Annotated in this window: 22 protein-coding genes; 13 read left to right on the top strand and 9 right to left on the bottom strand. The window is 68.6% G+C overall.

Annotation, left to right across the window (positions count from 1 at the left end; all coding sequences use genetic code 11):
- Positions 1-80: 80 nt before the first annotated feature.
- From A7B20_RS21265 to gatB, 3 genes are all read right to left on the bottom strand, one after another.
- Positions 81-221, bottom strand: coding sequence for a hypothetical protein (locus A7B20_RS21265; RefSeq protein WP_157937662.1), 141 nt, complete (start codon positions 219-221; stop codon positions 81-83).
- Positions 208-447: a hypothetical protein gene (locus A7B20_RS11535; RefSeq protein ID WP_102108735.1), complete on the bottom strand. Its 240-nt coding sequence runs from the start codon at positions 445-447 to the stop codon at positions 208-210. Before A7B20_RS11535 ends, A7B20_RS21265 begins: the two co-directional genes overlap by 14 nt.
- Before the next feature lie 72 nt (positions 448-519).
- On the bottom strand, positions 520-2031 hold the full coding sequence (gatB, locus tag A7B20_RS11530) for an Asp-tRNA(Asn)/Glu-tRNA(Gln) amidotransferase subunit GatB (protein WP_102108734.1): 1512 nt from the start codon (positions 2029-2031) through the stop codon (positions 520-522).
- Between the two features lie 403 nt (positions 2032-2434).
- Here gatB and A7B20_RS11525 point away from each other — a divergent pair, with 403 nt between their 5' ends.
- Positions 2435-3013, top strand: a complete 579-nt coding sequence (locus A7B20_RS11525; protein ID WP_102108733.1) for a lytic transglycosylase domain-containing protein — start codon at positions 2435-2437, stop codon at positions 3011-3013.
- 104 nt (positions 3014-3117) lie between these two features.
- Entirely contained in the window at positions 3118-4086 is a 969-nt protein-coding gene (locus A7B20_RS11520; RefSeq protein WP_102108732.1) for a cation diffusion facilitator family transporter, read from the top strand.
- 4 nt (positions 4087-4090) lie between these two features.
- Here the strand turns inward: A7B20_RS11520 and A7B20_RS11515 are convergent, their stop codons facing one another.
- Positions 4091-4999 (bottom strand): hydrogen peroxide-inducible genes activator, encoded by a 909-nt coding sequence (locus A7B20_RS11515; RefSeq protein ID WP_102108731.1) that lies wholly within the window; start codon positions 4997-4999, stop codon positions 4091-4093.
- A gap of 139 nt (positions 5000-5138) precedes the next feature.
- On the opposite strand from A7B20_RS11515, the gene katG reads away from it, so the two are divergent.
- Entirely contained in the window at positions 5139-7370 is a 2232-nt protein-coding gene (katG, locus tag A7B20_RS11510) for a catalase/peroxidase HPI (protein ID WP_102108730.1), read from the top strand.
- Positions 7371-7494: 124 nt separating this feature from the next.
- Positions 7495-8238: an SDR family oxidoreductase gene (locus A7B20_RS11505; protein WP_102108729.1), complete on the top strand. Its 744-nt coding sequence runs from the start codon at positions 7495-7497 to the stop codon at positions 8236-8238.
- Between the two features lie 18 nt (positions 8239-8256).
- On the opposite strand, the gene A7B20_RS11500 is transcribed toward A7B20_RS11505, so the two are convergent.
- Complete coding sequence (locus A7B20_RS11500; protein ID WP_425437160.1) at positions 8257-9837, bottom strand: SulP family inorganic anion transporter; 1581 nt, start codon at positions 9835-9837, stop codon at positions 8257-8259.
- Between the two features lie 233 nt (positions 9838-10070).
- Between A7B20_RS11500 and A7B20_RS11495 the strand changes: the two genes are divergently transcribed.
- The 8 genes from A7B20_RS11495 (at position 10071) to A7B20_RS11460 (ending at position 16971) form a co-directional block, all read left to right on the top strand.
- Positions 10071-10562 (top strand): hypothetical protein, encoded by a 492-nt coding sequence (locus tag A7B20_RS11495; RefSeq protein ID WP_102108727.1) that lies wholly within the window; start codon positions 10071-10073, stop codon positions 10560-10562.
- Between the two features lie 66 nt (positions 10563-10628).
- Entirely contained in the window at positions 10629-11504 is an 876-nt protein-coding gene (locus A7B20_RS11490; RefSeq protein ID WP_102108726.1) for an S-methyl-5'-thioadenosine phosphorylase, read from the top strand.
- A gap of 103 nt (positions 11505-11607) precedes the next feature.
- Positions 11608-11898, top strand: a complete 291-nt coding sequence (locus A7B20_RS11485; protein WP_102108725.1) for a ribbon-helix-helix domain-containing protein — start codon at positions 11608-11610, stop codon at positions 11896-11898.
- Positions 11899-11967: 69 nt separating this feature from the next.
- The gene (locus A7B20_RS11480; protein WP_102108724.1) at positions 11968-12363 is read left to right on the top strand and encodes a VOC family protein; all 396 of its coding nucleotides are present in this window, start codon (positions 11968-11970) and stop codon (positions 12361-12363) included.
- Between the two features lie 87 nt (positions 12364-12450).
- A complete protein-coding gene (locus A7B20_RS11475; protein ID WP_172961002.1) occupies positions 12451-12948 on the top strand; it encodes a Twin-arginine translocation pathway signal in 498 nt (165 codons plus the stop codon).
- Between the two features lie 14 nt (positions 12949-12962).
- Positions 12963-14531, top strand: coding sequence for a GMC family oxidoreductase (locus tag A7B20_RS11470; RefSeq protein ID WP_102108722.1), 1569 nt, complete (start codon positions 12963-12965; stop codon positions 14529-14531).
- Positions 14532-14680: 149 nt separating this feature from the next.
- Positions 14681-15214 carry an adenine phosphoribosyltransferase gene (locus tag A7B20_RS11465; RefSeq protein ID WP_102108721.1) on the top strand — a complete coding sequence of 178 codons (534 nt, stop codon included), beginning with the start codon at positions 14681-14683 and terminating at the stop codon, positions 15212-15214.
- A 74-nt stretch (positions 15215-15288) separates the two neighbouring features.
- Positions 15289-16971 carry an alpha-amylase family glycosyl hydrolase gene (locus A7B20_RS11460; RefSeq protein ID WP_172961001.1) on the top strand — a complete coding sequence of 561 codons (1683 nt, stop codon included), beginning with the start codon at positions 15289-15291 and terminating at the stop codon, positions 16969-16971.
- Between the two features lie 3 nt (positions 16972-16974).
- Here A7B20_RS11460 and A7B20_RS11455 read toward each other — a convergent pair whose 3' ends face one another.
- Both A7B20_RS11455 and A7B20_RS11450 read right to left on the bottom strand, forming a co-directional pair.
- Positions 16975-18390 (bottom strand): FAD-binding oxidoreductase, encoded by a 1416-nt coding sequence (locus A7B20_RS11455; RefSeq protein ID WP_102108719.1) that lies wholly within the window; start codon positions 18388-18390, stop codon positions 16975-16977.
- A gap of 37 nt (positions 18391-18427) precedes the next feature.
- Complete coding sequence (locus A7B20_RS11450) at positions 18428-19246, bottom strand: MBL fold metallo-hydrolase (protein WP_102108718.1); 819 nt, start codon at positions 19244-19246, stop codon at positions 18428-18430.
- 215 nt (positions 19247-19461) lie between these two features.
- Between A7B20_RS11450 and A7B20_RS11445 the strand changes: the two genes are divergently transcribed.
- Entirely contained in the window at positions 19462-20433 is a 972-nt protein-coding gene (locus A7B20_RS11445; protein WP_102108717.1) for a cation diffusion facilitator family transporter, read from the top strand.
- A 30-nt stretch (positions 20434-20463) separates the two neighbouring features.
- Here A7B20_RS11445 and A7B20_RS11440 read toward each other — a convergent pair whose 3' ends face one another.
- Entirely contained in the window at positions 20464-22932 is a 2469-nt protein-coding gene (locus A7B20_RS11440; RefSeq protein WP_102108716.1) for a mechanosensitive ion channel domain-containing protein, read from the bottom strand.
- A 255-nt stretch (positions 22933-23187) separates the two neighbouring features.
- Positions 23188-23727, bottom strand: a complete 540-nt coding sequence (locus A7B20_RS11435; RefSeq protein ID WP_245866827.1) for a histidine phosphatase family protein — start codon at positions 23725-23727, stop codon at positions 23188-23190.
- Positions 23728-23764: the final 37 nt, after the last annotated feature.

The following is a 23764-nucleotide window of genomic DNA, read 5'->3' as shown; positions in this document are numbered from 1 at the left end:
AGGGCGTTTCCCGAGCCATTCAGGCTGCGGCCGTGCACCGGGTCGGGCGAAGAGCCTTTGGGCAGTCTCGTCCGCCGGCGTCACTCCGCCGGGTGGTGGCGGCGCTTGCGTTCGGCCTCGATGCGCTGGTCCAGCTTGTGACCCTCGTGGCGCAGCCACAGGATGAGCGGGCTCATCACCGCGAACAGGACCAGCGGCACCGCGAACTCATACAGGGTCATCGGCATGCTCCTTTCGCAGCGTACCCAGAATATAGTGCGCCGCGAGGTGAAAAGCGAGTCCGCCGAGTCCCCACCACAGCGCCTGCCACTCCAGCGCCATGCCGTCGCGCACCATGGGTTGCAGCACGGCGAAGCCGATCAGCCCCAAGGCCGTCGTGTGGAACAGGTTGGCGACCAGCTTCACCCGCTCGTTGAACACCACAAGGTCGTCGCGGATCCGTCCCATGGCCTCCTGCCCGCCGTGCATACGGGAATGTTGAGCGCGGGATGGGTGATGTCACCCCCCCCTGCCCCGGGATCACAATCCCAGCTTCGCCGCCACGATCTGGTTCACCGCCGCCGGGTTCGCCTTGCCGCCGGTGGCCTTCATCACCTGGCCCACGAACCAGCCGGCGAGCTTCGGGTTCACCTTGGCCTTCTCGACCTGCGCGGGGTTGTCGGCGATGATCTGGTCCACGGCGGCCTCGATGGCGCCGGTGTCCGTGACCTGTCTCATGCCCCGGCTCTCGACGATTTCGGCGGGATCGCCACCCTCGACATAGACGATCTCGAACAGGTCCTTGGCGATCTTGCCCGAGATGTCGCCCTTGCCGATCAGCTCGATGATCCCGCCCAGCTGCTGCGGCGAGACCGGCGACTCGCCGATCGTCTTCTCGTCCTTCTTCAGGCGTCCGAACAGCTCGTTGATGACCCAGTTCGCGGCCAGCTTGCCGTCGCGGCCGCGGGCGACCTCCTCGAAGTAGACGGCGTTCTCGACGTCCGCCGTCAGGACGCCTGCGTCGTACTCGGTCATCCCGTAGTCCAGCACGAAGCGCGCCTTCTTCTCGTCGGGCAGTTCCGGCAGACCGGCGGCGATGCCGTCGACGAAGTCCTGCTCGATCTCCAGCGGCAGCAGGTCGGGACAGGGGAAGTAGCGGTAATCGTGCGCCTCTTCCTTGCTGCGCATGCTCCGCGTCTCGCCCTTGTCGGGGTCGTAGAGGCGTGTTTCCTGCACCACGGTGCCGCCGTCCTCGAGGATCGCGATCTGCCGCCGCGCCTCGACCTCGATGGCCTGCTGGATGAACCGCATGGAGTTCATGTTCTTGATCTCGCAGCGCGTCCCGAGGTGCGAGAAGTCCTGGGTCTCCTGGTATTTCTCGTAGTCGCCGGGACGGCAGACCGACACGTTCACGTCGGCGCGCAGGTTCCCGTTCTGCATGTTGCCGTCGCAGGTGCCTAGATAGCGCATGATCTGGCGCAGCTTGCCGACATAGGCCGCCGCCTCTTCCGGGCCGCGGATGTCGGGGCGGCTGACGATCTCCATCAACGCGACGCCGGTGCGGTTCAGGTCGACGAAGGACATGTTCGGATCCATGTCGTGGATCGACTTGCCCGCGTCCTGCTCGAGGTGGATCCGCTCGATCCGCACCAGCCGCGCGATGCCGGGCGCCATATCGACCAGCACCTCGCCCTCGCCCACGATGGGATGGTAGAGCTGCGAAATCTGGTAGCCCTGCGGCAGGTCCGGGTAGAAATAGTTCTTCCGGTCGAAGGCCGAGACGAGGTTGATCTTCGCCTTCAGCCCCAGCCCCGTCTTCACCGCCAGCGCCACGCAGCCCTCGTTGATGACCGGCAGCATCCCCGGCATCCCCGCGTCCACGAAGGCGACGTTCGAGTTCGGCTCGGCCCCGAACTGGGTCGAGGCGCCGGAGAACAGCTTGGCCCGGCTCGCGACCTGGGCGTGGACCTCGAGCCCGATCACCAGCTCCCAGTCGTGCTTCGCACCCTGGATGACCTTGGGTTTCGGGGCCTCGTAAGTGAGATCGAGCATGGGTGACGTCCTCCGGATGAGCGGTGCGGTTTTAGGACAGGGGCCGCACCGCGGCAAGTGGCGTTGCCCCGGTGGCGACGGTGCGTTCCGGGGACCGCGGCGATGCACGGCCTGGTTGCGCTGTCGGAGATTCGTTCGCGGGGGAATGACCCGGGCCCGCGAGCCCCCCGCATTCCGCGCAGCAGCGGGTGTCCGCCGATTCCGCCGAAGGCGCCGGACTTTCGCCGGACACTCCGTTGTGGCCTCCACGAAAAGCGGCACAAAATCGAGCGTTTTCCGAAGGCCGCTCCATCGGAACGGGTGGATTTCCGCCGATCCGCCGGCGGCCGGGTTGATGGAATTCGGACCTGCCGTATAACCCGTGCCGCCGGTGGGGATTTCCGGCGCTGCCAATAGAGAAGACATGAAACGATCGTTTGCTGCTGCGCTTGCGCTAATGATGTCGCTTGCCGCCTGCGCCACCGTCGCGCCGAAGCCCGACGAAGCCGCCACCCTTCCCGCCATGCGCTGGGATCACCGCCCCGAAGCGAAGCTGTGGACCGCCGCCACCCTGACGGCCCTCGAGGACCACGGCGCCATGCTCCCCTCCTTCGTGCCTGCCGACATCGCCGCCTATTGCCCCGGATACGCCGAGGCTTCCGAACAGAACCGGGCGGCGTTCTGGGCAGGCCTCCTGAGCGCCCTGGCCAAGCACGAGAGCACCTGGAACCCCGCCGCGGTCGGCGGCGGCGGGCTGTGGTACGGGCTCGTCCAGATCGACCCGCGCACCGCCCGCGGCTATGGCTGCGCGGCCAGGACCGGCTCGGCCCTGAAGGACGGCGCGGCGAACCTGCGCTGCGCGGTTAGGATCGCCTCGGCCCAGGTGACGAAGCGCGGCACGGTCAGCACCGGGATGCGCGACTGGGGTCCGTTCCACTCGGCCCAGAAGCGTGCCGAGATGCAGGCCTGGACCCGCGAGCAGCCCTATTGCAAGGCGGGCTGACACCCCTCGGCGGCGCCCTGCACGGCTAGACCCCGGCGCCGCATGCCTTATGTAGTGTCCAGGCGGAGCCGCCGCTCCGCCTATCCGACAGACTGCGAGGCGAGATGAGCGATCACGACGGCCACGATCACGGGCACGGCCACTCCCACGACGACGGGCACCACAGCCACGCCCCCGAGGTGGGCCGGAGCAACGCGCAGGTCGTCTTCTACGCGATGCTCCTGACCTTCGGTTTCATGCTGGCGGAACTGGTCGGCGGGCTTCTGTCGGGATCGCTCGCCCTGATCGCCGACTCCGGTCACATGCTGACGGACGCCGCGGCTCTGGCGCTGGCCTGGGCCGCGTTCCGCTTCGGCCGGAGGGGCCGCGACGCCAAGCGCACCTTCGGCTACATGCGGTTCGAGATCCTGGCCGGTTTCGTCAACGCGATCGTTCTGATCGGCCTCGTCCTCTGGATCGCCTACGAGGCGGTGCTGCGGCTGGCCGACCCCGACCCGGTGCTGGCGGGGCCGATGTTCTGGGTGGCGGTGCTGGGCCTTCTCGTCAACGTCGGCGTTTTCTTCATGCTGCGCCAGGGCGACCGCGACCACGTCAATATCCGCGGCGCGCTGCTGCACGTCCTCGGCGACCTGCTGGGCTCGGTCGCGGCCATCGTCGCGGCGATCGTGATCTGGTTCACCGGCTGGACGCCGATCGACCCGATCCTGTCGGTCCTGCTCTCGGCGCTGATCCTGCGTTCCGCCTGGAGCCTGCTGCGGGACTCGCTGAACATCCTGATGGAGGGGACACCCAAGGGCATCGACCTGGAAGAGATGCGCCGCGACCTGCGGCGCGGCGTTCCGGGCGTCGCGGACCTGCACCACCTCCACGTCTGGTCCATCACCTCGGGCCAGCCCGCGGCGACGATGGAGGTGCGGCTGGCCGAGGGCGCGGATCCCGCCGTCACGGTGCAGGCGCTGAAGCGGCGGCTGGCCGAGGAGAACGGGATCGAGCACGCCACGGTCGAGATCGACTGGGGTACCGGCCGCAGCCACTGCCCCCTCGGCGGCGGCGGAGAGCCGGAGCCCGCCTGAGCGGCTAGGTTTCCGCCCGGCCACGCGCACCCATCGCCGCCCCCAGCACCTCGGCCACCCTCTGAAGCTGCGCGGCCAGCGGTGTCGTCCGCCGCCATACCAACCCCAGCGTGCGCTCGGGTTCGGGCGCGGGAAAGCGGCCCACCACCACCGGCGCACCGCGGGTTTCCGCCGCAACCGCCATCTCGGGCAGCAGCGTCACGCCGATCCCCGCCCCCACCATGCGGACCAGCGTCGACAGGGTCGACGCGTCGAGCCCGTGCCGCCCGGCCGCCGCGGGCATGTCGCAGAACGACAGCGCCTGATCGCGGAAGCAGTGCCCCTCTTCCAGCAGCAGCAGCCGCATCTCGTGCAGCCGCTCGCGCTCGGGCATCGGGCGGCCCCGCTCGGCCTCCGGGCGCACCAGCACGAAGGGTTCGGTGAACAGCGGCGTCTCCACCAGCGCCGGCTCGGACACCGGCAGCGCGACGATGGCGGTGTCGAGACTGCCGCGCGCGATCTCGTCGATCAGGCGGGGGGTCATCGTCTCGCGGACATGGACGTCGAGCCCGGGCCAGGCGCCGGTCAGGCTCGCGATCATCGTCGTGACGAGATAGGGCGCGACGGTGGGGATCACCCCGATCCTGAGCCGCCCCGACAGCCCGCCCTGCGCGATGCGGGCGAGGTCGTCCAGCTCGTCCACCCGTTGCAGGATGTCGCGCACCCGGATCGCGAAATCCTCGCCGAAGGGCGTCAGCCGCACCTGCCGGGGGCCGCGTTCGAACAGCAGCACGCCAAGGTTCGCCTCCAGCTCGCGGATCTGTGTCGAGAGCGCCGGCTGCGAGATCGACGAAGCCTCGGCCGCGCGGCCGAAATGGCCATGACGGGCGAGCGCCTCGAAATAGCGCAGCTGTTTCAGGGTAATGTTTGCCATAAGGGGAAGTTATCGCAGACATAGCCAAATGCAACTTTTGTCTATGGCGGCCCCGTGGTACAGCCGCCGCACAATCGCAGATTCCGGCCGCCGCGACCCCGACACCGGGACGCGGGCGGCGCAATCCAGGGAGAAGATCATGGACGGGAACGACCAAGCCGCAGGCAAATGCCCGGTCATCCACGGCGCGACGCTGCACACCACGCACCGCTCGCGGTCGAACAAGGACTGGTGGCCGAACCAGCTGAACCTGAAGATCCTGCACCAGAACCTGCCGCAGACCGATCCGAACGGGGCCGAGTTCAACTATGCCGAGGAATTCGGGAAGCTCGACCTGAAGGCCCTGAAGAAGGACCTGGCCGACCTGATGACCGACAGCCAGCCCTGGTGGCCGGCCGACTATGGCCACTACGGGCCGTTCTTCATCCGCATGGCCTGGCACTCGGCCGGGACCTACCGCACCGCCGACGGGCGCGGCGGCTCGTCCTCGGGCAGCCAGCGCTTCGCGCCGCTGAACTCTTGGCCGGACAACGGCAACCTCGACAAGGCCCGCCGCCTCCTGTGGCCGATCAAGCAGAAGTACGGCAACGCGATCAGCTGGGCCGACCTCTTCATCCTGACCGGCAACGTCGCGATGGAAACCATGGGCTTCAAGACCTTCGGCTTCGGCGGCGGCCGCGTCGACATCTACGAGCCCGAGGAAGACATCTACTGGGGCGCCGAGGACACCTGGCTGGAAGTCTCGGGCGGCAAGAACTCGCGCTACGACGCGGGCGAGGACGGCCAGGGCCGGTTCCTGGAGAACCCGCTGGCCGCCGTGCAGATGGGCCTGATCTACGTCAACCCGGAAGGGCCCGACGGCAATCCCGATCCGCTGAAGTCGGCCTATGACATCCGCGACACCTTCGCCCGCATGGCGATGAACGACGAGGAAACCGTCGCGCTGGTCGCGGGCGGCCACACCTTCGGCAAGTGCCACGGCGCGGGAGACGCCTCGCAGGTCGGGGCCGAGCCCGAGGGCGGCGCGATCGAGGACATGGGCTTCGGCTGGAAGAACACGTTCGAGACCGGCCACGGCGCCCACACCATCACCTCCGGGCTCGAGGGCGCCTGGACGCCGACGCCGACCAAGTGGGACATGAGCTATTTCGAGACGCTCCTGAACAACGAGTGGGAGCTGACGAAATCCCCCGCCGGCGCGCACCAGTGGAAACCGAAGGGCGACGCCATGGCCGATGCCGTGCCGGACGCGCACGATCCGTCGAAACGCCACGCGCCGATGATGTCGACCGCCGACATGGCGCTGAAGATGGACCCGGACTATGCCCGGATCTCGGCCGACTACCTCGCCAACCCCGAGAAGTTCGCCGATGCCTATGCCCGCGCCTGGTTCAAGCTGACCCACCGCGACATGGGCCCGAAGATCCGCTATCTGGGCGAGGAAGTCCCGGCCGAGGACCTGATCTGGCAGGATCCGATCCCGGCGGCGGATTACGAGCAGATCGACGCTGCCGACATCGCCGCGCTGAAGGACAAGCTCCTGAACAGCGGCCTGACGCCGTCCGAGCTGATCCAGACCGCCTGGGCCTCGGCCTCGACCTTCCGCGGCTCGGACAAGCGGGGCGGCGCCAACGGCGCGCGCATCCGCCTTGCGCCGCAGAAGGACTGGGAAGCCAACCGTCCCGCGCAGCTCGGCAAGGTGCTGGGCGTGCTGGAAGGCATCAAGGCCGAGTTCGACGGCGCGAACGGCGCGAAGAAGGTCAGCCTGGCCGACCTGATCGTGCTGGGCGGCACCGCGGCTGTGGAAGCGGCGGCGAAGGCCGCGGGCCACGCCATCGAGGTGCCGTTCCACCCGGGCCGCACCGACGCGACCGAGGAGCAGACCGACGCCGAGAGCTTCGAACCGCTCGAGCCCACGGCCGACGGCTTCCGCAACTACCAGGCGACGGACTACACCGCCTCGCCCGAGGAGCTGCTGATCGACAAGGCCCAGCAGCTGACCCTGACCGCGCCCGAGATGACGGTGCTGGTGGGCGGGCTGCGCGCGCTTGACGCGAACGCGGGCGGCGTGCGGCACGGCGTGCTGACCGACCGGCCGGGCGTCCTGACCAACGACTTCTTCCGCAACCTCATGGACATGCGGACCGAGTGGAAGGCCAAGGGCGACGGCACCTACGAGGGTCGCGACCGCGCCAGCGGCGAGGCGAAGTGGACCGGCACCCGCGTCGACCTGGTGTTCGGCTCCAACTCGCAGCTGCGCGCCCTGTCCGAGGTCTATGCCCAGGACGACGCGGGCGAGAAGTTCGTGCGCGACTTCGTGAAGGCCTGGGTCAAGGTCATGGACCTCGACCGTTTCGACCTGCACGCCTGAGACCCCGGCCGGGGGCGGCACGCCCGCCTCCGGCCCCTCCCCTTCCCTTGACGCCCCGGCACCCCGCGGCAACAGTGCCGCCGAACGCCGACGACAGGCGCGGCGAAACGGAAGGGACACTCCAATGACACAGATCGCACTCGTGACCGGCGGCGGCTCCGGCGTGGGCCGGGCCTGCGCGAAGGCCCTGGCCGAGGCCGGGTTCCACACCGTCGTCACCGGGCGGCGCATGGACGCGCTGGAAGAGACGGTGGCGATGATCGGCGAGGGCCGCGCCAGCGCGATCTCCTGCGATGTCACCGATCCCGAGGCCACCGATGCGCTGTTCGCGCGGATCGAGAAGGACCACGGCCGCCTCGACGTGCTGTTCAACAACGCGGGCGTGAACGTGCCCGCCGCGCCGGTGGGCGACGTGCCGGTGAAGGACTGGCTGCACACGATCAACGTCAACCTCAACGGCGCCTTCATCGTCGCCCGCGCGGCCTTCATCCTGATGCGCAAGCAGGATCCCCAGGGCGGGCGGATCATCAACAACGGCTCGATCTCGGCCCATGTCCCGCGCCCCGGCTCGGCCCCCTACACCGCCTCGAAGCACGCGATCAGCGGGCTGACCCGCACGCTGTCGCTGGACGGGCGGCCCTACAACATCGCCTGCGGTCAGATCGACATCGGCAACGCGGCGTCGGAGATGACCAGCCGCATGGGCGGGGGCGTCCCCCAGGCGGACCTGTCGATTAAGCCCGAGCCGGTGATGGACGTGACCCATGTCGCCAACGCCGTGGTCCACATGGCGCAGCTTCCGCTGGAGGCCAACGTCCAGTTCATGACCATCATGGCCACCAACATGCCCTTCATCGGCCGCGGCTGAGCGCCGAAGCGGCGGGCCTCAGTGCCCGCCGAGCTGGCCCGTCCGCACGCCGTAGTCGGTCGCGATCTGGTAGTCGGGGTCGTCGTCGCTGTCGACGACAAGCTGGCCCGCCTTCTTCAGCAGGTAGTGGCAGTCGCGGCTCAGGTGGCGCAGTTGCAGCCGCTTGCCCGCCGCCTCGTACTTCGCGGCGACGCTTTCGATCGCGGACAGCGCCGACTGGTCGGCGACGCGGCTGCCCTCGAAATCGACGATCACCGTCTGCGGATCGTTCGCCGGATCGAACAGCTCGGCAAAGCCGTCGGCCGAGCCGAAGAACAGCGGCCCCGTGACCTTGTAGACCTTCGCCCCCTCCGGCGTGCGATAGGTGCTGGCGGCGATCCGTGTCGCGTTCTGCCAGGCATAGGCCAGGGCGGAGACGATGACGCCGACGACCACGGCGGTCGCAAGGTCGGTCATCACCGTCACCACCGTGACCAGCACGATCACGAAGGCATCGGTCAGCGGCACCTTCCTCAGGATCCTGATCGAATTCCAGGCGAAGGTGCCGATCACCACCATGAACATCACGCCGACGAGCGCGGCGAGCGGGATCTGCTCGATCAGCGGCGCGGCGACGACGATGAACACCAGCAGGAACAGCGCGGCGGCGGCCCCGGCTATGCGGGTGCGCCCGCCGGATTTCACGTTGATCATCGACTGGCCGATCATTGCGCAGCCGCCCATGCCGCCGAAGAAGCCGGTGACGGTGTTCGCCGCCCCCTGCGCGATGCACTCCTGCGAAGCGCCGCCGCGCTCGCCCGTGATCTCGCCCACGAGGTTCAGCGTCAACAGCGACTCGATCAGCCCGATCGCGGCGAGGATCAGCGCGTAGGGCAGGACGATCTCGAGCGTTTCGAGCGTGAGAGGCACCATCGGGATGTGGAACGTCGGCAACCCGCCCTGGATGGAGGCGAGATCGCCCACCCGCGGCACTTCGATTCCGAGGGCGATCACGAGAACCGCCGTGATCGCGATGCCCGCGAGCGGCGCGGGAATGGCCGTGGTCAGCTTCGGCGTGGCCCAGATGATCGCCATGGTCAGCGCCGTCAGCGCCAGCATCAGGTACAGAGGCACGCCGCTCAGCCACTGCCCGCTCGCCACGCCGTGGCCGCCGCCCGTGGCGGTGCCCGGCACCTGGAACTGGCCGAGCTGGGCGAGGAAGATCACGATGGCCAGCCCGTTGACGAAGCCCAGCATCACCGGATGCGGCACCAGCCGGATGAACTTGCCCCACCGCATGACGCCCGCGAAGATCTGGATCAGCCCCATCAGCACAACCGTGGCGAACAGGTACTCGACCCCGTGCTGCGCGACGAGGCTGACCATCACCACCGCCAGCGCCCCCGTCGCACCCGAGATCATGCCGGGCCGGCCGCCGATCAGCGCGGTGATCAGCCCAACGATGAAAGCGGCGTAAAGACCGACCAGCGGGTTCACCCCGGCGACGAAGGCGAAGGCCACCGCCTCGGGGACCAACGCGAGCGCCACCGTGAGGCCCGACAGGATCTCGGTCTTCAGCCGCGCGGGCGAGAGTTCGACCGACTGGGGTTTCAGGTTCAGCGCATCGCCGAAGGTTGCCAAAAGCGTCTTTGCCACGGGAATGACCTCGTCCGGAAATCAGGATTTTCTGCTGTGCGGCATCCCCTAGCAGGCTCGCCCCCAGGACGCCACCGCCAATCGCCGCAGGCCCGGCAATGGCGGAAAACCCTGCCTCCGGCCCGCTTGCCACGGCACTGACCCTGCGTCAGCCTCGGATGTGCGGCAATTGGTGCCGCGACCCGGAGAATTGAGCCATGGCCGAAGTCCTTAATCCAGACAACCTTTTCATCCAGTTCTGTTGCGACCTCTACAATGCCGTCGGGGCCGCGGAATTGCCCGACGCCGCGGGCGGCCCCTACGGGATGAGCAACACCGTGGCCGCGGCCCTGATCGACCTGACCGACCGGAAGGGCAGCCCGATGGGCATCAAGAAGCCGGCCCAGGGGCTGAAGGGCTGGTGCATCTACGCCTCGGTCGTCGCGGCCAAGTTCATGCGTCACCGCGCCCATTTCTACGAGTCGCGGGTGGTGCGCATCGCCAACCCGGGCGATCACTATTTCGTCGTGGCGAAGCGGGACAACCAGACCGTGATCTGCGACATCACCTGCTCGCAGTTCGGCGGGCCGGCCTTCATCGCCGGCACGCTCGGCGAAACGGCGGCCCATGCGAACACGCTCATCGCCGTCGGCACGACGCTTCAGGAGTGCTACAAGCTTGGCGCGGCGGCGAAGACCTTCGTGATCTGACGGCGCGCGGTTGAAACTTCCCCGGCGAGCGGCAAGTATCCCGGCGCAACAACGCGGGGTTACAGCATGTCGGCGACGAGGATCGGGATCATCGGCGGATCGGGGATCTATGACATCGAGGGGCTGGAGGGGGCGGAGTGGGTGGCCGTCGACAGCCCCTTCGGCACGCCCTCGGACAGGATCCTGACCGGCACGCTCGACGGGGTGGCGATGGCCTTCCTGCCGCGCCACGGCCGCGGCCACGTCCATTCGCCCTCGACCGTTCCCTACCGCGCCAACATCGACGCGCTGAAGCGGCTGGGCGTGACCGACGTCTTCTCGGTCTCCGCCTGCGGCTCGTTCCGCGAGGAGATGGCGCCGGGCGATTTCGTGGTCGTCGACCAGTTCGTCGACCGCACCTTCGCGCGGGAGAAGTCGTTCTTCGGAGAGGGCTGCGTCGCCCATGTCTCGGTCGCGCACCCGACCTGCCCGCGCCTCGGCAGGGCCGCGCTCGAGGCGGCGCGGGCCGAGGGCATCACCGTGCACGACGGCGGCACCTACCTCGCGATGGAGGGGCCGCAGTTCTCGACCCTGGCGGAGAGCAGGCTCTATCGCGAGGTCTGGGGCTGCGACGTGATCGGCATGACCAACATGCCCGAGGCCAAGCTCGCCCGCGAGGCCGAGCTCTGCTATGCCTCCGTCGCCATGATCACCGACTACGACAGCTGGCACCCCGACCACGGCGAGGTCGCGATCACCCAGATCATCGAGACGCTCCAGGGGAACGCCGCCAAGGCGCGGGCGCTCGTCGCCCGCCTGCCGGGGCTTCTGGGCAAGGATCGCGCGCCCTGCCCCCATGGCTGCGACCGCGCGCTCGACTACGCGCTGATGACCGCGCCGGACAAGCGCGACCCGGACCTGGTGGCGAAGCTCGGCGCGGTGGCGGGACGGATGCTGGCCTGAGGCCCGAAGGGGCCACGGGACACGCAGGTGTTATGTGGACTCGCAGGATCTGTGCGGTTAGCCTGTTCGTCAGGCACCCAGAGAACCGTGCGCGGAGGGCCCCATGTGCAGCATCTATTCCCGTCAGGATCCGGACCGCTATGCGCTGACCACGCGCAGCCTGCGGCTTGAGGGCTATTCGACCAGCATCCGGCTGGAGAACGCCTTCTGGGAGGTGCTGGAACGCATGGCGGCGAGCGAGGGGCGCGCGCTGAGCGACCTGATCGCCGAACTGCACCGCGAGGTCGAGTCGCGGCGCGAGGGGCCGATGAACTTCTCCTCGATCCTGCGCGCCTCCTGCCTGATCTTCCTCGAGAACCACGACCAAGGTCGCAGCGGATCCGTCGCCGCGTAGTAACCCGCTACCACCACCGCCGCGCGAATCCGGCCTATCCTGCCTGTCATCGGAAGACAGGAAGGACCCATGGCAAAAACCATTCACAGCATGATCCGGGTGCTGGACGAGGATCGTGCGGTCTCGTTCTACCGCACCGCCTTCGGGCTGGAGATCGCGGACAGGCTGGATTTCAGCGACTTCACCCTCGTCTACATGTCGAACGGCGAGAGCGATTTCGAGGTCGAGTTCACCGTGAACAAGGGCCGGACCGAGCCCTATGACCTCGGCGACGGCTATGGCCATCTCGCCGTCTCGGTCGCCGACCTCGATGCCGAGCATGCCCGGCTGACCGAGGCCGGGCTTTCCCCGCGCAAGATCGTCGAGTTCGCCCCGGACGGAAAGCTCGTCGGGCGGTTCTTCTTCATCGCCGATCCCGACGGCTACCAGATCGAGGTGCTGGAGCGGTCGGGCCGCTTCAAGTAGGGCGCCCGGCCCCGGGCGCCGGGGCCGGGTCCAGCAACAAACAGGGAGGAGACTGTTGTGAACACCCACACCAAACCGCTGCGGGGCATGACCCGGCGGCAGCTTCTGACGGGGGCCACCGCCATGGGCGCCTTCGTCATCGGATCGGGCTATGTCGCCGGATCGAACGCCGCCTGGGCGACCGAGATGCAGGCGATGAGCCCCGAGGGCTTCGCCACGCTCGTGCAGATGGCCCGCGACATCTATCCCCACGACCGGGTGGCCGACGAATACTATGCCGCCGCGGTCAAGGGGTACGACACCCAGGACAAGGCCGAGATGGCCGAGCAGGGCATCGCCGCGCTGAACGCCAGGGCGATGGAGATGAAGGGCGACGATTACCTGAACATCGGCTGGGAGCGCGACCGCGTGGACGTGCTACGCTCGATGGAGGACGACGCCTTCTTCCAGACCGTCCGCGGCGGGCTGGTGACTGGACTTTATAACCAGAAGGCGATCTGGCCGATCTTCGGCTACGAGGGCGAGTCCTACTCGCAGGGCGGTTACATCAACCGCGGCTTCGACGACATCACCTGGGTAGGCTGAGGGAGGACGACAAGATGGCTGCACCTTTCGACAGGAACGACGACAGCGTCGTCGTCATCATCGGCACCGGCGCGGGCGGCGGTGTCCTGGCCAACGAACTGGCCCAGAAGGGCGTCTCGGTGGTCGCGCTGGAAGCGGGCGGGCGGTACCTGCCCGAGGACTACATCAACGACGAGTGGGACAGTTTCGGCCAGCTGGCCTGGACCGACCCGCGCACCACGTCGGGCGACTGGCGGGTGGCCAAGGACTTCTCCGGCCTGCCCGCCTGGATCGTCAAGGCCGTGGGCGGCACCACGATCCACTGGGCCGGCGCCTCGCTCCGCTTCCAGCCTCACGAGTGGAAGGCGCTGACGACCTACGGCGCGATCGACGGCGCAAGCCTGATCGACTGGCCGATCGACGACGCCGAGATGGCGCCGTGGTACGACAAGGCCGAGAAGAAGCTGAACGTCACCCGAACCAACGGCAACCCCGGCCTGCCCGGAAACAACAACTTCAAGGTGTTCGAGGCCGGCGCGAAGAAGCTAGGCTACAAGGAAGTCCACACCGGCAACATGGCGATCAACAGCCGTGACAACACCGACCGGATGTCCTGCCAGCAGACCGGCTTCTGCTTCCAGGGCTGCAAGTGGGGCGCCAAGTGGTCGGCCGCCTACACCGACATCCCCGAGGGCGAGGCGACGGGCAACCTCGAGGTGCGCTCGAAGTGCCATGTCGCGCGGATCCTGCACAACGAGGCGGGCAAGGTCACGGGCGTCGAGTACTTCGACGAGGCGGGCAACCTGCAGATGCAGAAGGCGCGGATCGTCGCCGTGGCCGGCAACTCGATGGAAAGCCCGCGTCTGCTGCTGAACTCGGCCTCGTCGATGTTCCCCGACGGGCTGGCCAACTCGTCGGGCCAGGTCGGGCGCAACTACATGCGGCACCTCACCGGATCGGTCTACGGCATCTTCGACAAGCCGGTGAAGATGTGGCGCGGCACGACCATGGCCGGCATCGTCCGCGACGAAGCGCGCCACGACCCCTCCCGCGGCTTCTCCGGCGGGTTCGAGCTCGAGACGCTGAGCCTCGGGCTGCCGTTCATGGCCGCCTTCCTCGACCCCGGCGCCTGGGGCCGCGAGTTCACCTCGGCGCTCGACCAGTACGAGAACATGGCGGGCATGTGGATCGTCGGCGAGGACATGCCGCAGGCGGACAACCGCGTCACCCTCTCGGACGTCGAGGACCAGCACGGGCTGAAGGTCGCCAACGTGAACTATTCGGATCACGCCAATGACCGGGCGATGCGCGACTATGCCTACAAGGTCGGCTCGCAGATCTACGACAGCCTCGGCGCGACGCGGACGATGCCGACGCCGCCCTACCCCTCGACCCACAACCTCGGCACCAACCGGATGTCGGAGAAGCCCGAGGACGGCGTGGTGAACAAGTGGGGCCAGACCCACGACATCGCGAACCTGTTCGTCTCGGACGGCTCGCAGTTCACCACCGGCGCGGCCGAGAACCCGACGCTGACGATCGTCGCCCTGGCGATCCGCCAGGCCGACCACATCGCCAGCGAGATGTCGGCGGGCAACATCTGATCCCTGCGCCGGGGCCCGACCGGGCCCCGGACCTGTCACGCAAGCGGGCGGTCCCCACGGGCCGCCCGCATTGCGTATTGTCCCCGGGGATGCGGTTTTGTACGCAGGGCACCGGGCCATGACGCCCTGCACTTGCCGGAGCCCGCCCCATGGCCAAGACCGTCCGCGACTATATCCGCACCATCGTCGACTTCCCCCACGAAGGCATCCTGTTCCGCGACGTGACGACCCTGTTCGCCGATCCGCGCGGCTTCCGCATGTGCGTCGACCAGATGCTGCACCCCTATGCCGGGCAGGACATCGACAAGGTCGTGGGACTGGAGGCGCGGGGCTTCATCCTGGGCGGCGCCATCGCGCACCAGCTTGGCACCGGCTTCGTGCCGGTCCGGAAGAAGGGCAAGCTGCCCGGCACCACGATCAGCCAAGAGTACAAGCTGGAATACGGCGAGGCCATCGTCGAGATCCACGACGACGCCCTGCAACCGGGCGAGAAGGTGCTGCTTGTCGACGACCTGCTGGCCACCGGCGGCACCGCCGCGGCCGGGATCGCACTGATCGAGCGGCTGGGCGCCGAGATCGTCGGCTGCGCCTTCATCGTCGACCTGCCCGAGCTTGGCGGGCGGAAGGTGCTGGAGGAGATGGGCATGGATGTCCACGCCCTCTGCGCGTTCGAGGGCGCCTGAGCGACCAGGCCCCGGGAACACAGTCCCGGCCCCCGTGTTTTCCCTCCGAAGGAGGAAGACCGGAGCCGATGGACATGACATTCGAGAAGCAGAAGCCGAAGATCACCGCCACCGCCGACCACGTAGCGGACACCGCCGACGACAGCACCGCCTGGTGGCGCGGCGCCCTGATCTACGAGATCTACGTCCGCAGCTTCCAGGACAGCGGCGACGACGGCATCGGCGACATCCCCGGCATCCTCGCGCGGCTCGACCATATCCAGTCCCTCGGCGCAGATGCGATCTGGCTGACCCCTGTCTTCGTCTCGCCGATGAAGGATTTCGGCTACGACATCACCGATTACCGCCGGATCGACCCGCTGTTCGGCACCGAGGAGGATCTCGACCGCCTGATCACCGAGGTCCACGACCGCGGCATGCGGATCATGTTCGACATGGTGCTCTGCCACACCTCCGACCAGCATCCCTGGTTCCAGGAAAGCCGCCGCCACCCCGAGGGCGGCACCGGCGACTGGTACGTCTGGGCCGACCCGGCCGAGGCGGGCGGGCCACCGAACAACTGGATCTCCGCCTTCGGCGGCCCCGCCTGGAACTGGGACAACGTGCGCAAGCAGTATTACCTGCACGACTTCCTCGCCTCTCAGCCGACGCTGAACTGGAACAACCCCGAAGTCGTCGACGCGATGCTCGACATCTGCCGCCACTGGCTTGACCGCGGGATCGACGGGCTGCGACTGGACGCGATCGCCGCGCTCGTCAACGACCCCGAGCAGCGGGACAACCCGCCGGGCGCCGAGGGCCCGCGCTATAACGAGGGCGGCGCACCGGGCAGCCCGTTCCGCTACCAGAGCCACATCTACGACCGCGACCGGCCGCAGATCCTGCCGCTGCTGAACCGCCTGCGCAAGCTGACCGACAGCTACGAAGGACGCTTCCTGCTGGGCGAGGTCAGCGATGTGGACAGCGTCGCGGTCAGCGCGAAATACAGCAAGGGCCACGACCGGCTGCACTCGTGCTATACCTTCGCGCTGCTGAACGAGGTACCCGACGGCGAGCGGCTGCGCGACCTGCTGGAACGCTACTACCGGCGGATGCAGGACGGCTGGCCGACGCTGATGTTCTCCAACCACGACGTCGAGCGCTGCATCAGCCGATGGGGCAGCCTCGACCACCTCGCCGGAGAGCCGCAGTACCTCGCGCGGCTGGTGCTGGCGCTGCTGACCGGCCTGCGCGGCACGGTCTGCCTCTACCAGGGCGAGGAGCTGGGCCTGCCCGACGGCGACCTGCACGAGGACGAGATCGTGGATCCGTTCAGCCAGGCCTTCTGGCCGGAATACCGCGGCCGCGACGGGGCGCGCACCCCGATGCCCTGGGCGGCGGACGAGAACGCGCTCGGCTTCTCGGTGGGCCAGCCATGGATGCCGGTCGGCAAGGGGCATGCGCGTCTTGCCGTGGACCGGCAGGAGGCCGAGCCGGACTCGACCCTCCAAATGGCGCGGCGGCTGTTCCAGTGGCGCCGCGGTTCCGAGGCGCTGCGCCTCGGGCGGCTCGAGTGGGAAGAGGCCGAATCGCCGGTTCTCGCCTTCCGCCGCATCGCGGGCGAGGACGAGATCCTTGTCGCCTGCAACATCTCGAACGGGCCGTGCGGCTTCGATCCGGGCCAAGGCTGGACCCCCGACCCCGATGCGCCGCAGGGTCTCGGCGACGGGGACGGACGGCTTCCGCCCTTCGGCTTCGGCTTCTGGCGGCGGGCCTGAGCCTCAGCCCTCCCGCAGCACAGCGCCCGGGTTCATGATCCCGAGTGGGTCGAGCGCGGCCTTGATCGCCCGCATCGCCGCCAGCTTCGCGGGATCGCCGTAGCGCTCCAGTTCTCCCACCTTCAGCCGCCCCACCCCGTGCTCGGCGCTGAACGAGCCGTCGAGCGATGCCACGAGGTCGTCCACCACCCGCCGCAGCTCCGTCTCCCGGTCGCGGTACTCGACCTTGTCGCGGCCTTCGGGCGGGAACAGGTTGAAATGCAGGTTGCCGTCGCCAAGGTGGCCGAAGCAGTTGATCCGCACATCCGCGACCCGCGCGATTTCCTGCTTCGCGCGGTCAATGAAGGTCGGCACCGCCGACAGCGGCAGCGAGATGTCGTTCGACACCACCGCGCCAATCCGCTTGTTCGCCTCGGGGATCGTCTCGCGGATCGCCCAGAACTCGTCGCGCTGCGCGAGCGAACTGGCGATCACCCCGTCGCTGACCAGCCCCTGCTCCAGTCCCGCCTCGAAGATCGCCGCCAGCGCCTCGGCCGGATCGCCGCCGCCCGAGAGGCCGAGGTCGACAAGCACCAGCCACTCCGGCACCGTCTCGAAGGGCTGCGCCGGGGCAAGGCCGGTCGCCGCGCGGAAACGAAGGCCCACGCCCGAGATCAGCTCGAAAGCTGAAACGCCGCCGCCCGTCAGCCCCTGCGCGATGGCCAGCAGCGACAGCGCCGCCGCCGGGCTTTCGACCACCATCAGCGCCGCGCCCTGCTCGGCCGGGACGGGGAACAGCCGCAGGCTGGCCGCGGTGATGATGCCAAGCGTGCCCTCCGCCCCGATCAGCAGGTGGCGCAGGTCGTAGCCGGTGTTGTCCTTCCTCAGCCGCCGCGCGCCGTGGTGGATCGAGCCGTCGGGCAGCACCGCCTCTACCCCGAGGCACAGCTCGCGCGCATTGCCGTAGCGCAGCACGTTCACCCCGCCCGCGTTGGTCGCAAGGTTGCCGCCGATCCGGCAGGAGCCTTCGGAGGCGAGGGACAGCGGGAACAGCCGCCCCGCCTCGGCCGCCGCCGCCTGCACGTCGGCAAGGATCGCGCCCGCCTCGGCCACCAGCACGTTCTCCTCGGGGTGGACGCCGCGTATCCGCGTCATCCGTTCGAGCGACAGCAGGATCGGCGCCGGGCCATCGGGTGCCGTCTGCCCGCCCACAAGCCCCGTGCCGCCGCTCCAGGGCACGATGCCCACCCGGTGCTCGGCGGCGAAGCGCACCACCTCGGCGACCGCCTCGGTGCTGTCGGGGGCGACGACGCAGGCGGCATGGCCCCGCCACTTGCCGCGCGGCTCGGTCAGGTAGGCATCGGAGAGCGGACGCAGGGCCTTCGCCCCCAGCCGTTCGGTCAGCGGCGCGATCAGCGCCTCGGTCATCGCATTCAGCATGAAGGCATGAATACCGAGGACCGGGACAGGCGCAAGATCACTCGTCGAAGAGCGGCCTCGGGTCCAGCACCATGACGGTGGGCCGCTCGGGCAGGCTGCGCAGGCCCACGGTCAGGCTGGTCTCGCCGGTGCGCACGATGTCGAACTCGTCGGCCATCCCGGCGATGAAGCGTTCGAGGTTCGACGGCCCGAACCAGTGCATCGGGATCACCACCGACGACTTCAGCCGCTTCAGGATCCGGATCATCGTCGGCAGGTCCACCGTCATCCCCCCGTCCACCGCCGCCATCACCACGTCGAGCCGGCCGAGCGCGGCATACTGCATGTCGTCGGGTTCGTGATGAAGGTGGCCGAGATGGCCGATGCACAGCCCCTCGACCTCGAACACGAAGATCGAGTTGCCGTATTTCTCGACCCCCGCGTCCCAGGGAGAGCGGATGTCGGTCGGCACGTTCCTGACCAGCATCTCGCCCAGATCGACGTGATGCTCGTTCGGCACCCGCCCGTCGCCCCAGCCCTTCAGCAGGTTCGGGATCCGCTCGTCCGGCATCGCCGTCCAGTGCGAGGAATGGGCGTGGTTCATGGTGGCCACGTCCGGCACGAAATCGGCGGGCCCGAGGTACCCGGTATAGTCGGTCACGGCCGAAAGCCCGCCGGGCGTCTGGATCAGGAACATCGCGTGGTTGAGGTAGGAGATCCGCACCTCGTAGTCCGGCACCGGCTCGGACCAGGATGCCTTCTGGACATACTCCAGCCCCGGCGTCGAGTCCGCGATGGCGATGCAGTGCGAGGGTCGGCGGTCCTGCGCCGTGGCGGCGGCGGGCAGCATCAGCAGCAGGGCGAGAAGGCGGCGCATGGGGCGGATCCTTTCCTGTGACGCGCCAAGCCTAGCATGACGTGACGGCAGGTCATCCGTCGCGAGGGGATCGGCCGGATCACGTTTGCGCGGGTCAGGGGTTGGGCGAAGCGCGTCTTGCGATCACGGATTCTGAAGAAACCGTGAACGGATTCCGAACCCTGCGCCCTCCCGCCGCGTTCTGCACCGTACAGCAGGACAGGAGGCAGCAGCCCATGAGCGGATCCGACACCTCGAAGGACGGCGGCGGCGACGGCAAGGCCACGGTCATCGCCGCACTGGCGGCCAACTGCGGGATCGCGGTGACGAAGTTCGTCGCGGCGGCCTTCTCGGGCTCTTCCGCGATGCTGGCCGAGGGCATCCACTCGGTCATCGACACCGGCAACCAGGGGTTCCTCCTGCTCGGCATGGCGCGGGCGAAGCAGCCCGCGGACGACCGGCATCCCTTCGGCTATGGCGCCGAGATCTACTTCTGGGCCTTCGTCGTCGCGGTGATGCTCTTCGCGCTTGGTTCGGGCCTGTCGATCTACGAGGGCGTGCGCGCGCTGCTCCACGGCGAGTCGGAGCACAACGAGATCCCGTGGATCCCCTTCGCCGTCCTCGGCATCGCGCTGTGTTTCGAGGGCTATTCGCTGTCCGTCGCGATCCGCGAGTTCCGCGAAAGCCGCAAGCACCGCGGCCTGCTGCGCGACCTTCAGGACATGAAGGATCCGTCGGTGTTCGTCGTCCTCGCCGAGGACACCGCCGCCTGCATCGGCCTCGTCATCGCCGCGGTCGGCCTCGCGCTCTCCTGGCTCACCGGCAACCCGGTCTGGGACGCGGGCGCTTCGATCCTGATCGGCATTCTGCTGGGCTGCACCGCCTTCTTCCTCGCCATCGAGGTGAAGGGGCTGCTGGTCGGCGAAGGCACCGACCCGGATGTGGTCGAGGGCGTGCGCGAGATCATCGGCAGCCCGGACGAGATCATCGCCCTGAACGAGATCCGCACGCTCCACTTCGGGCCGCGCGACGTTCTGGTGACGGTCAGCGTGGACTTCCGCGACAACGTGAACGCAGGCAAGATCGAGCGGATGGTGACCGAGGCCGAGGCCCGCATCAAGGAGCGCTTCCCCGTCGTGCGCCGTGTCTTCCTCGAAGTCCAGTCCCGCGAGGGGCACGAGCGGATGGCGGCCCAGGGCGGCGACTGACCGCCCCGCCGCCGCCGGACTGGGGCAGGCTCAGACCTGCCCCTCGTCTCCGTCCTCGTCGTCGCTGTCGGGGAAATCCTGCCCCGCCTCGACATCGCCGTGCCGGCGCGACCCCTCGACCGCTTTCCTTTCCGGTTTCGGGTTGGCGATGCGGATCGGCTGGGTGCTGCCGTCCTTCGCCTCGCCGAACCACAGGGTCTGCTGCGGGAACGGGATCTCGATGTCGCGCTCGTCGAAGACCTTCTTCAGGTAGCCGTTGTAGACGCGCCCGGCGCCCCACTGCTTGCCCGGCTGGGTCTTGATCCGCGCCCGCAGCACCACGGCGCTGTCACCGAAGCTGTTCAGGCCGAACCACTCCAGCCCGCCGATGATCGTCGCCGCCGTGTCAGGCTCGTTCTCGATCATCATGTCGAAGGCGTCGAACATCGCCTGCTTGGCGTCGTCCACGTTCTCGCGATAGGCGATGCCCATGTCGATCACCGCATAGGCGAAGCCGCGGTTGTAGTTGCTGACCGAATCCACGCCCGAGAACGGGATCATGTGGAAGACGCCCTGCAGGTCGCGCAGCGAGACCGAGCGCACCGACAGCTTCTCGACCGTGCCGGTGGTGCCGCCCACGGTAATGACGTCGCCCACGTTGATGACGTTCTCGAACTGGATGAACACGCCGGTGATGATGTCCTGCACCATCTTCTGCGCGCCGAACCCGATGGCAAGGCCCAGCACCCCGGCCGAGGCCAGAAGCGGCCCGATGTTCAGCCCGATCTCGGACAGCACGAACATCAGCGTCAGGATCACCAGCGCGATGGTCGCGGCGTTCCTGAGCAGCGTCAGCAGCGTCGTCTCGCGCGAGGTCGGAACGCTGCCGTACTCCGGGTTCAGCCGGTAGTCGACGAAGGAGCTGAGCGCCAGCCAGATCGCGAAGGCGACGACGAGGATCAGCGCCACCGACACCGCGCGGCCGGTGAAGGCCAGCCCGAATTCGCTGTTCATCCATCCGCGCAGGTCCACGACCCCCAGCACGTCCAGCGTGAAGAACAGAAGGCAGACCAGCAGCACCAGCCGCAGCACCCCGAAGGCGCGCGGCACGAAGGCGTTGATCCGACGTTCGAGCAGCGGCAGCTTCGCGTTCAGGTCCGCGGGCAGCGAGATGCCGCGACGGATCGCCATGGTCAGCCAGCGCGAGACGATCGAGGCGACGATCAGGGCGGCCACGATCTTGGCCGATCCCACCAGCGCGTTCAGCGTCGTCTGGGCGTCCTGCGTCAGCACGATGACGAACATCACCAGCAGATAGATCAGCGCCACCCAGTGCCAGAGCCGGGCGAGCCCGTGGATCAGCCGATAGGACCACGAGCGCCGGGCCTCCTGCACCGCCTCGGGGTCGGCGGTCGATGCCTCGGCCGCCGCCACGTCCCGCCCCTCGTCCCGCTGGAGCCAGGCCGTCACCTGGCGGCGTCGACGCAGCACGATGTAGGCGAGGTAGAGCACCACCAGCGCCGACAGCAGCGCCGAGACGGCGTTGGCGGCGGCGAAGTTGATGCTCTGGTTCACGATCGGCACGATCAGCAGCTGGCCGTAGCCGAGGATGCTGACCACGATGCTGAGATAGCGCGTCATCGCCCGCGCCGCCGCATCCCCCACCGGGATGATCCGGAGGCCCGAGGCGATGGGCGACAGGAAGGAGCGGATCACCACCTTGCACATCTCGACCAGCAGGAAGGCGTTCAGGTACAGCGTCTGGCGGATCCCGATCTGGCCATAGCTGCCGAGGACCAGCAGGGTGATCGCGTAACCGGCCGCCCATGCGACGATGACGATCGCCGCGTCGGTCAGGTTGGACCCCAGGAACAGCCCGATCGAGCGGACGATGCCGCTGTTCTCGGCCTTGCGGCCCATCCTTGCATAGAACCCCTTCGCCAGGCTGCGCAGCAGCAGGAAGATCGCCACGGTGACGGCGATTACCGCCAGAAGCCCCGGGATGGCGTCGACCAGCACGCTCAGCTCGTCACCGCGCAGCCCCGCGAAGGCGCCCCCGGCCCCGCCCGAGCGCAGCGTTTCCCAGACCGCGGTCAGCGAGGCGACGGCGTTCTGCGCAACCTCCTGCGTGACCTGCGCGACGGCCCGGCCGAAGGACACGCCGTCGCCTCCGACCGCATCGCCCAGACGCTGCGCGAGCGGCGCGTTGTCGGCGGCGGTATCGCCTGCCTCTGCGGTTGCTTCCTCGCCGGCCTTGGGATTCTCGCCCACGGTCTTTTCCAGCTCGGCGATCAGGTCGGCACGGGCCGCGTCGTCCTTCAGGATCGCGAGCAGCGTCGCCAGCGGCGCATCGTTCGCCGATTTCTCCGCCTCCGCCTCGCCCGTCGCGGCCGAGGATCCCCCCGTCAGGGGCGACTGCGCATGGGCCGACGAGGCGAACGCCACGGCGAGGACCAGGAACAGCGTGGCGGCAAGCGCCCCCGCGAGATGTAGCGTCCTGCTGGCAAACCCTGTCGTCATCGCAAACCCCTCGTCCTCTTCACCATATCCCGGGGGAGGCGCCGCACGCGCGTTCCCGCCGAACCTGTCATGCACACCTGCGCCGCATCGCCCCGGCCCCGATCCGGCCCCGATCCGGCCCCGATCCGGCGCGGTCCCGGCGTCGGGCAGCGGGATACGAAGCGTCATGGGGCGTGTCAACCAAGCCCCCCGGCGCAGGACCGGCCCCGCCGACCTTGGGCCGGTGCCACGCGAAACCCTGCCGTCCATGCCGCCTCAGGGCCCGATAAGGAGCGAGCCGACAACCTCGATCCCGCCCTCGCCCTCGCGGATCAGCAGCACTTCGCCCGAGCGGGTGGACCGCCCGGTCAGCGCCCGGATGTTCACCTGGTGCGTGACCATCATCAGCCGCCCCTCGGCCCCGGTGACGATGTCGCGCAGCGCCGCCGTCTGCGCGGGCGCATTGTCCCGCCGCTCGGCGAAGAAGGAGTTCAGCGCCGGCGCAGGCTCCACCGGCCCGAGGTCCAGCAGCGCCGCGGTCTCCGTCGCGCGGCACCACTCGGACGCCAGCACCCGGTCGAAAGCGATTCCACGGTCGCGGAAGGCGGCGCCGAGGGCCCGCGCCTGCGAGCGGCCGCGGTCGTCGAGGTTGCGCTGCGTGCTGCAATCGCCAGGCGTGAAGCCGGCCGGATCGCCCGTGCCCGGAGCCAGCGCATGACGCATGATCGCCATGACGCCCGGCCGTTCCAGCGCCTGCCAGTCGTCGGCGAGCGCGGCGGCGGGCAGAACCAGCAGCAGCAGGCAGAGCTTCAGCATCGGCATGTCCTTCCCGGGTCTTGCGCGCAAGTCTCGG

This window comes from Oceaniglobus roseus, from assembly GCF_002869745.1.
Lineage (GTDB): Bacteria > Pseudomonadota > Alphaproteobacteria > Rhodobacterales > Rhodobacteraceae > Oceaniglobus > Oceaniglobus roseus.
This window is presented reverse-complemented; position numbering and strand designations above follow the sequence as displayed.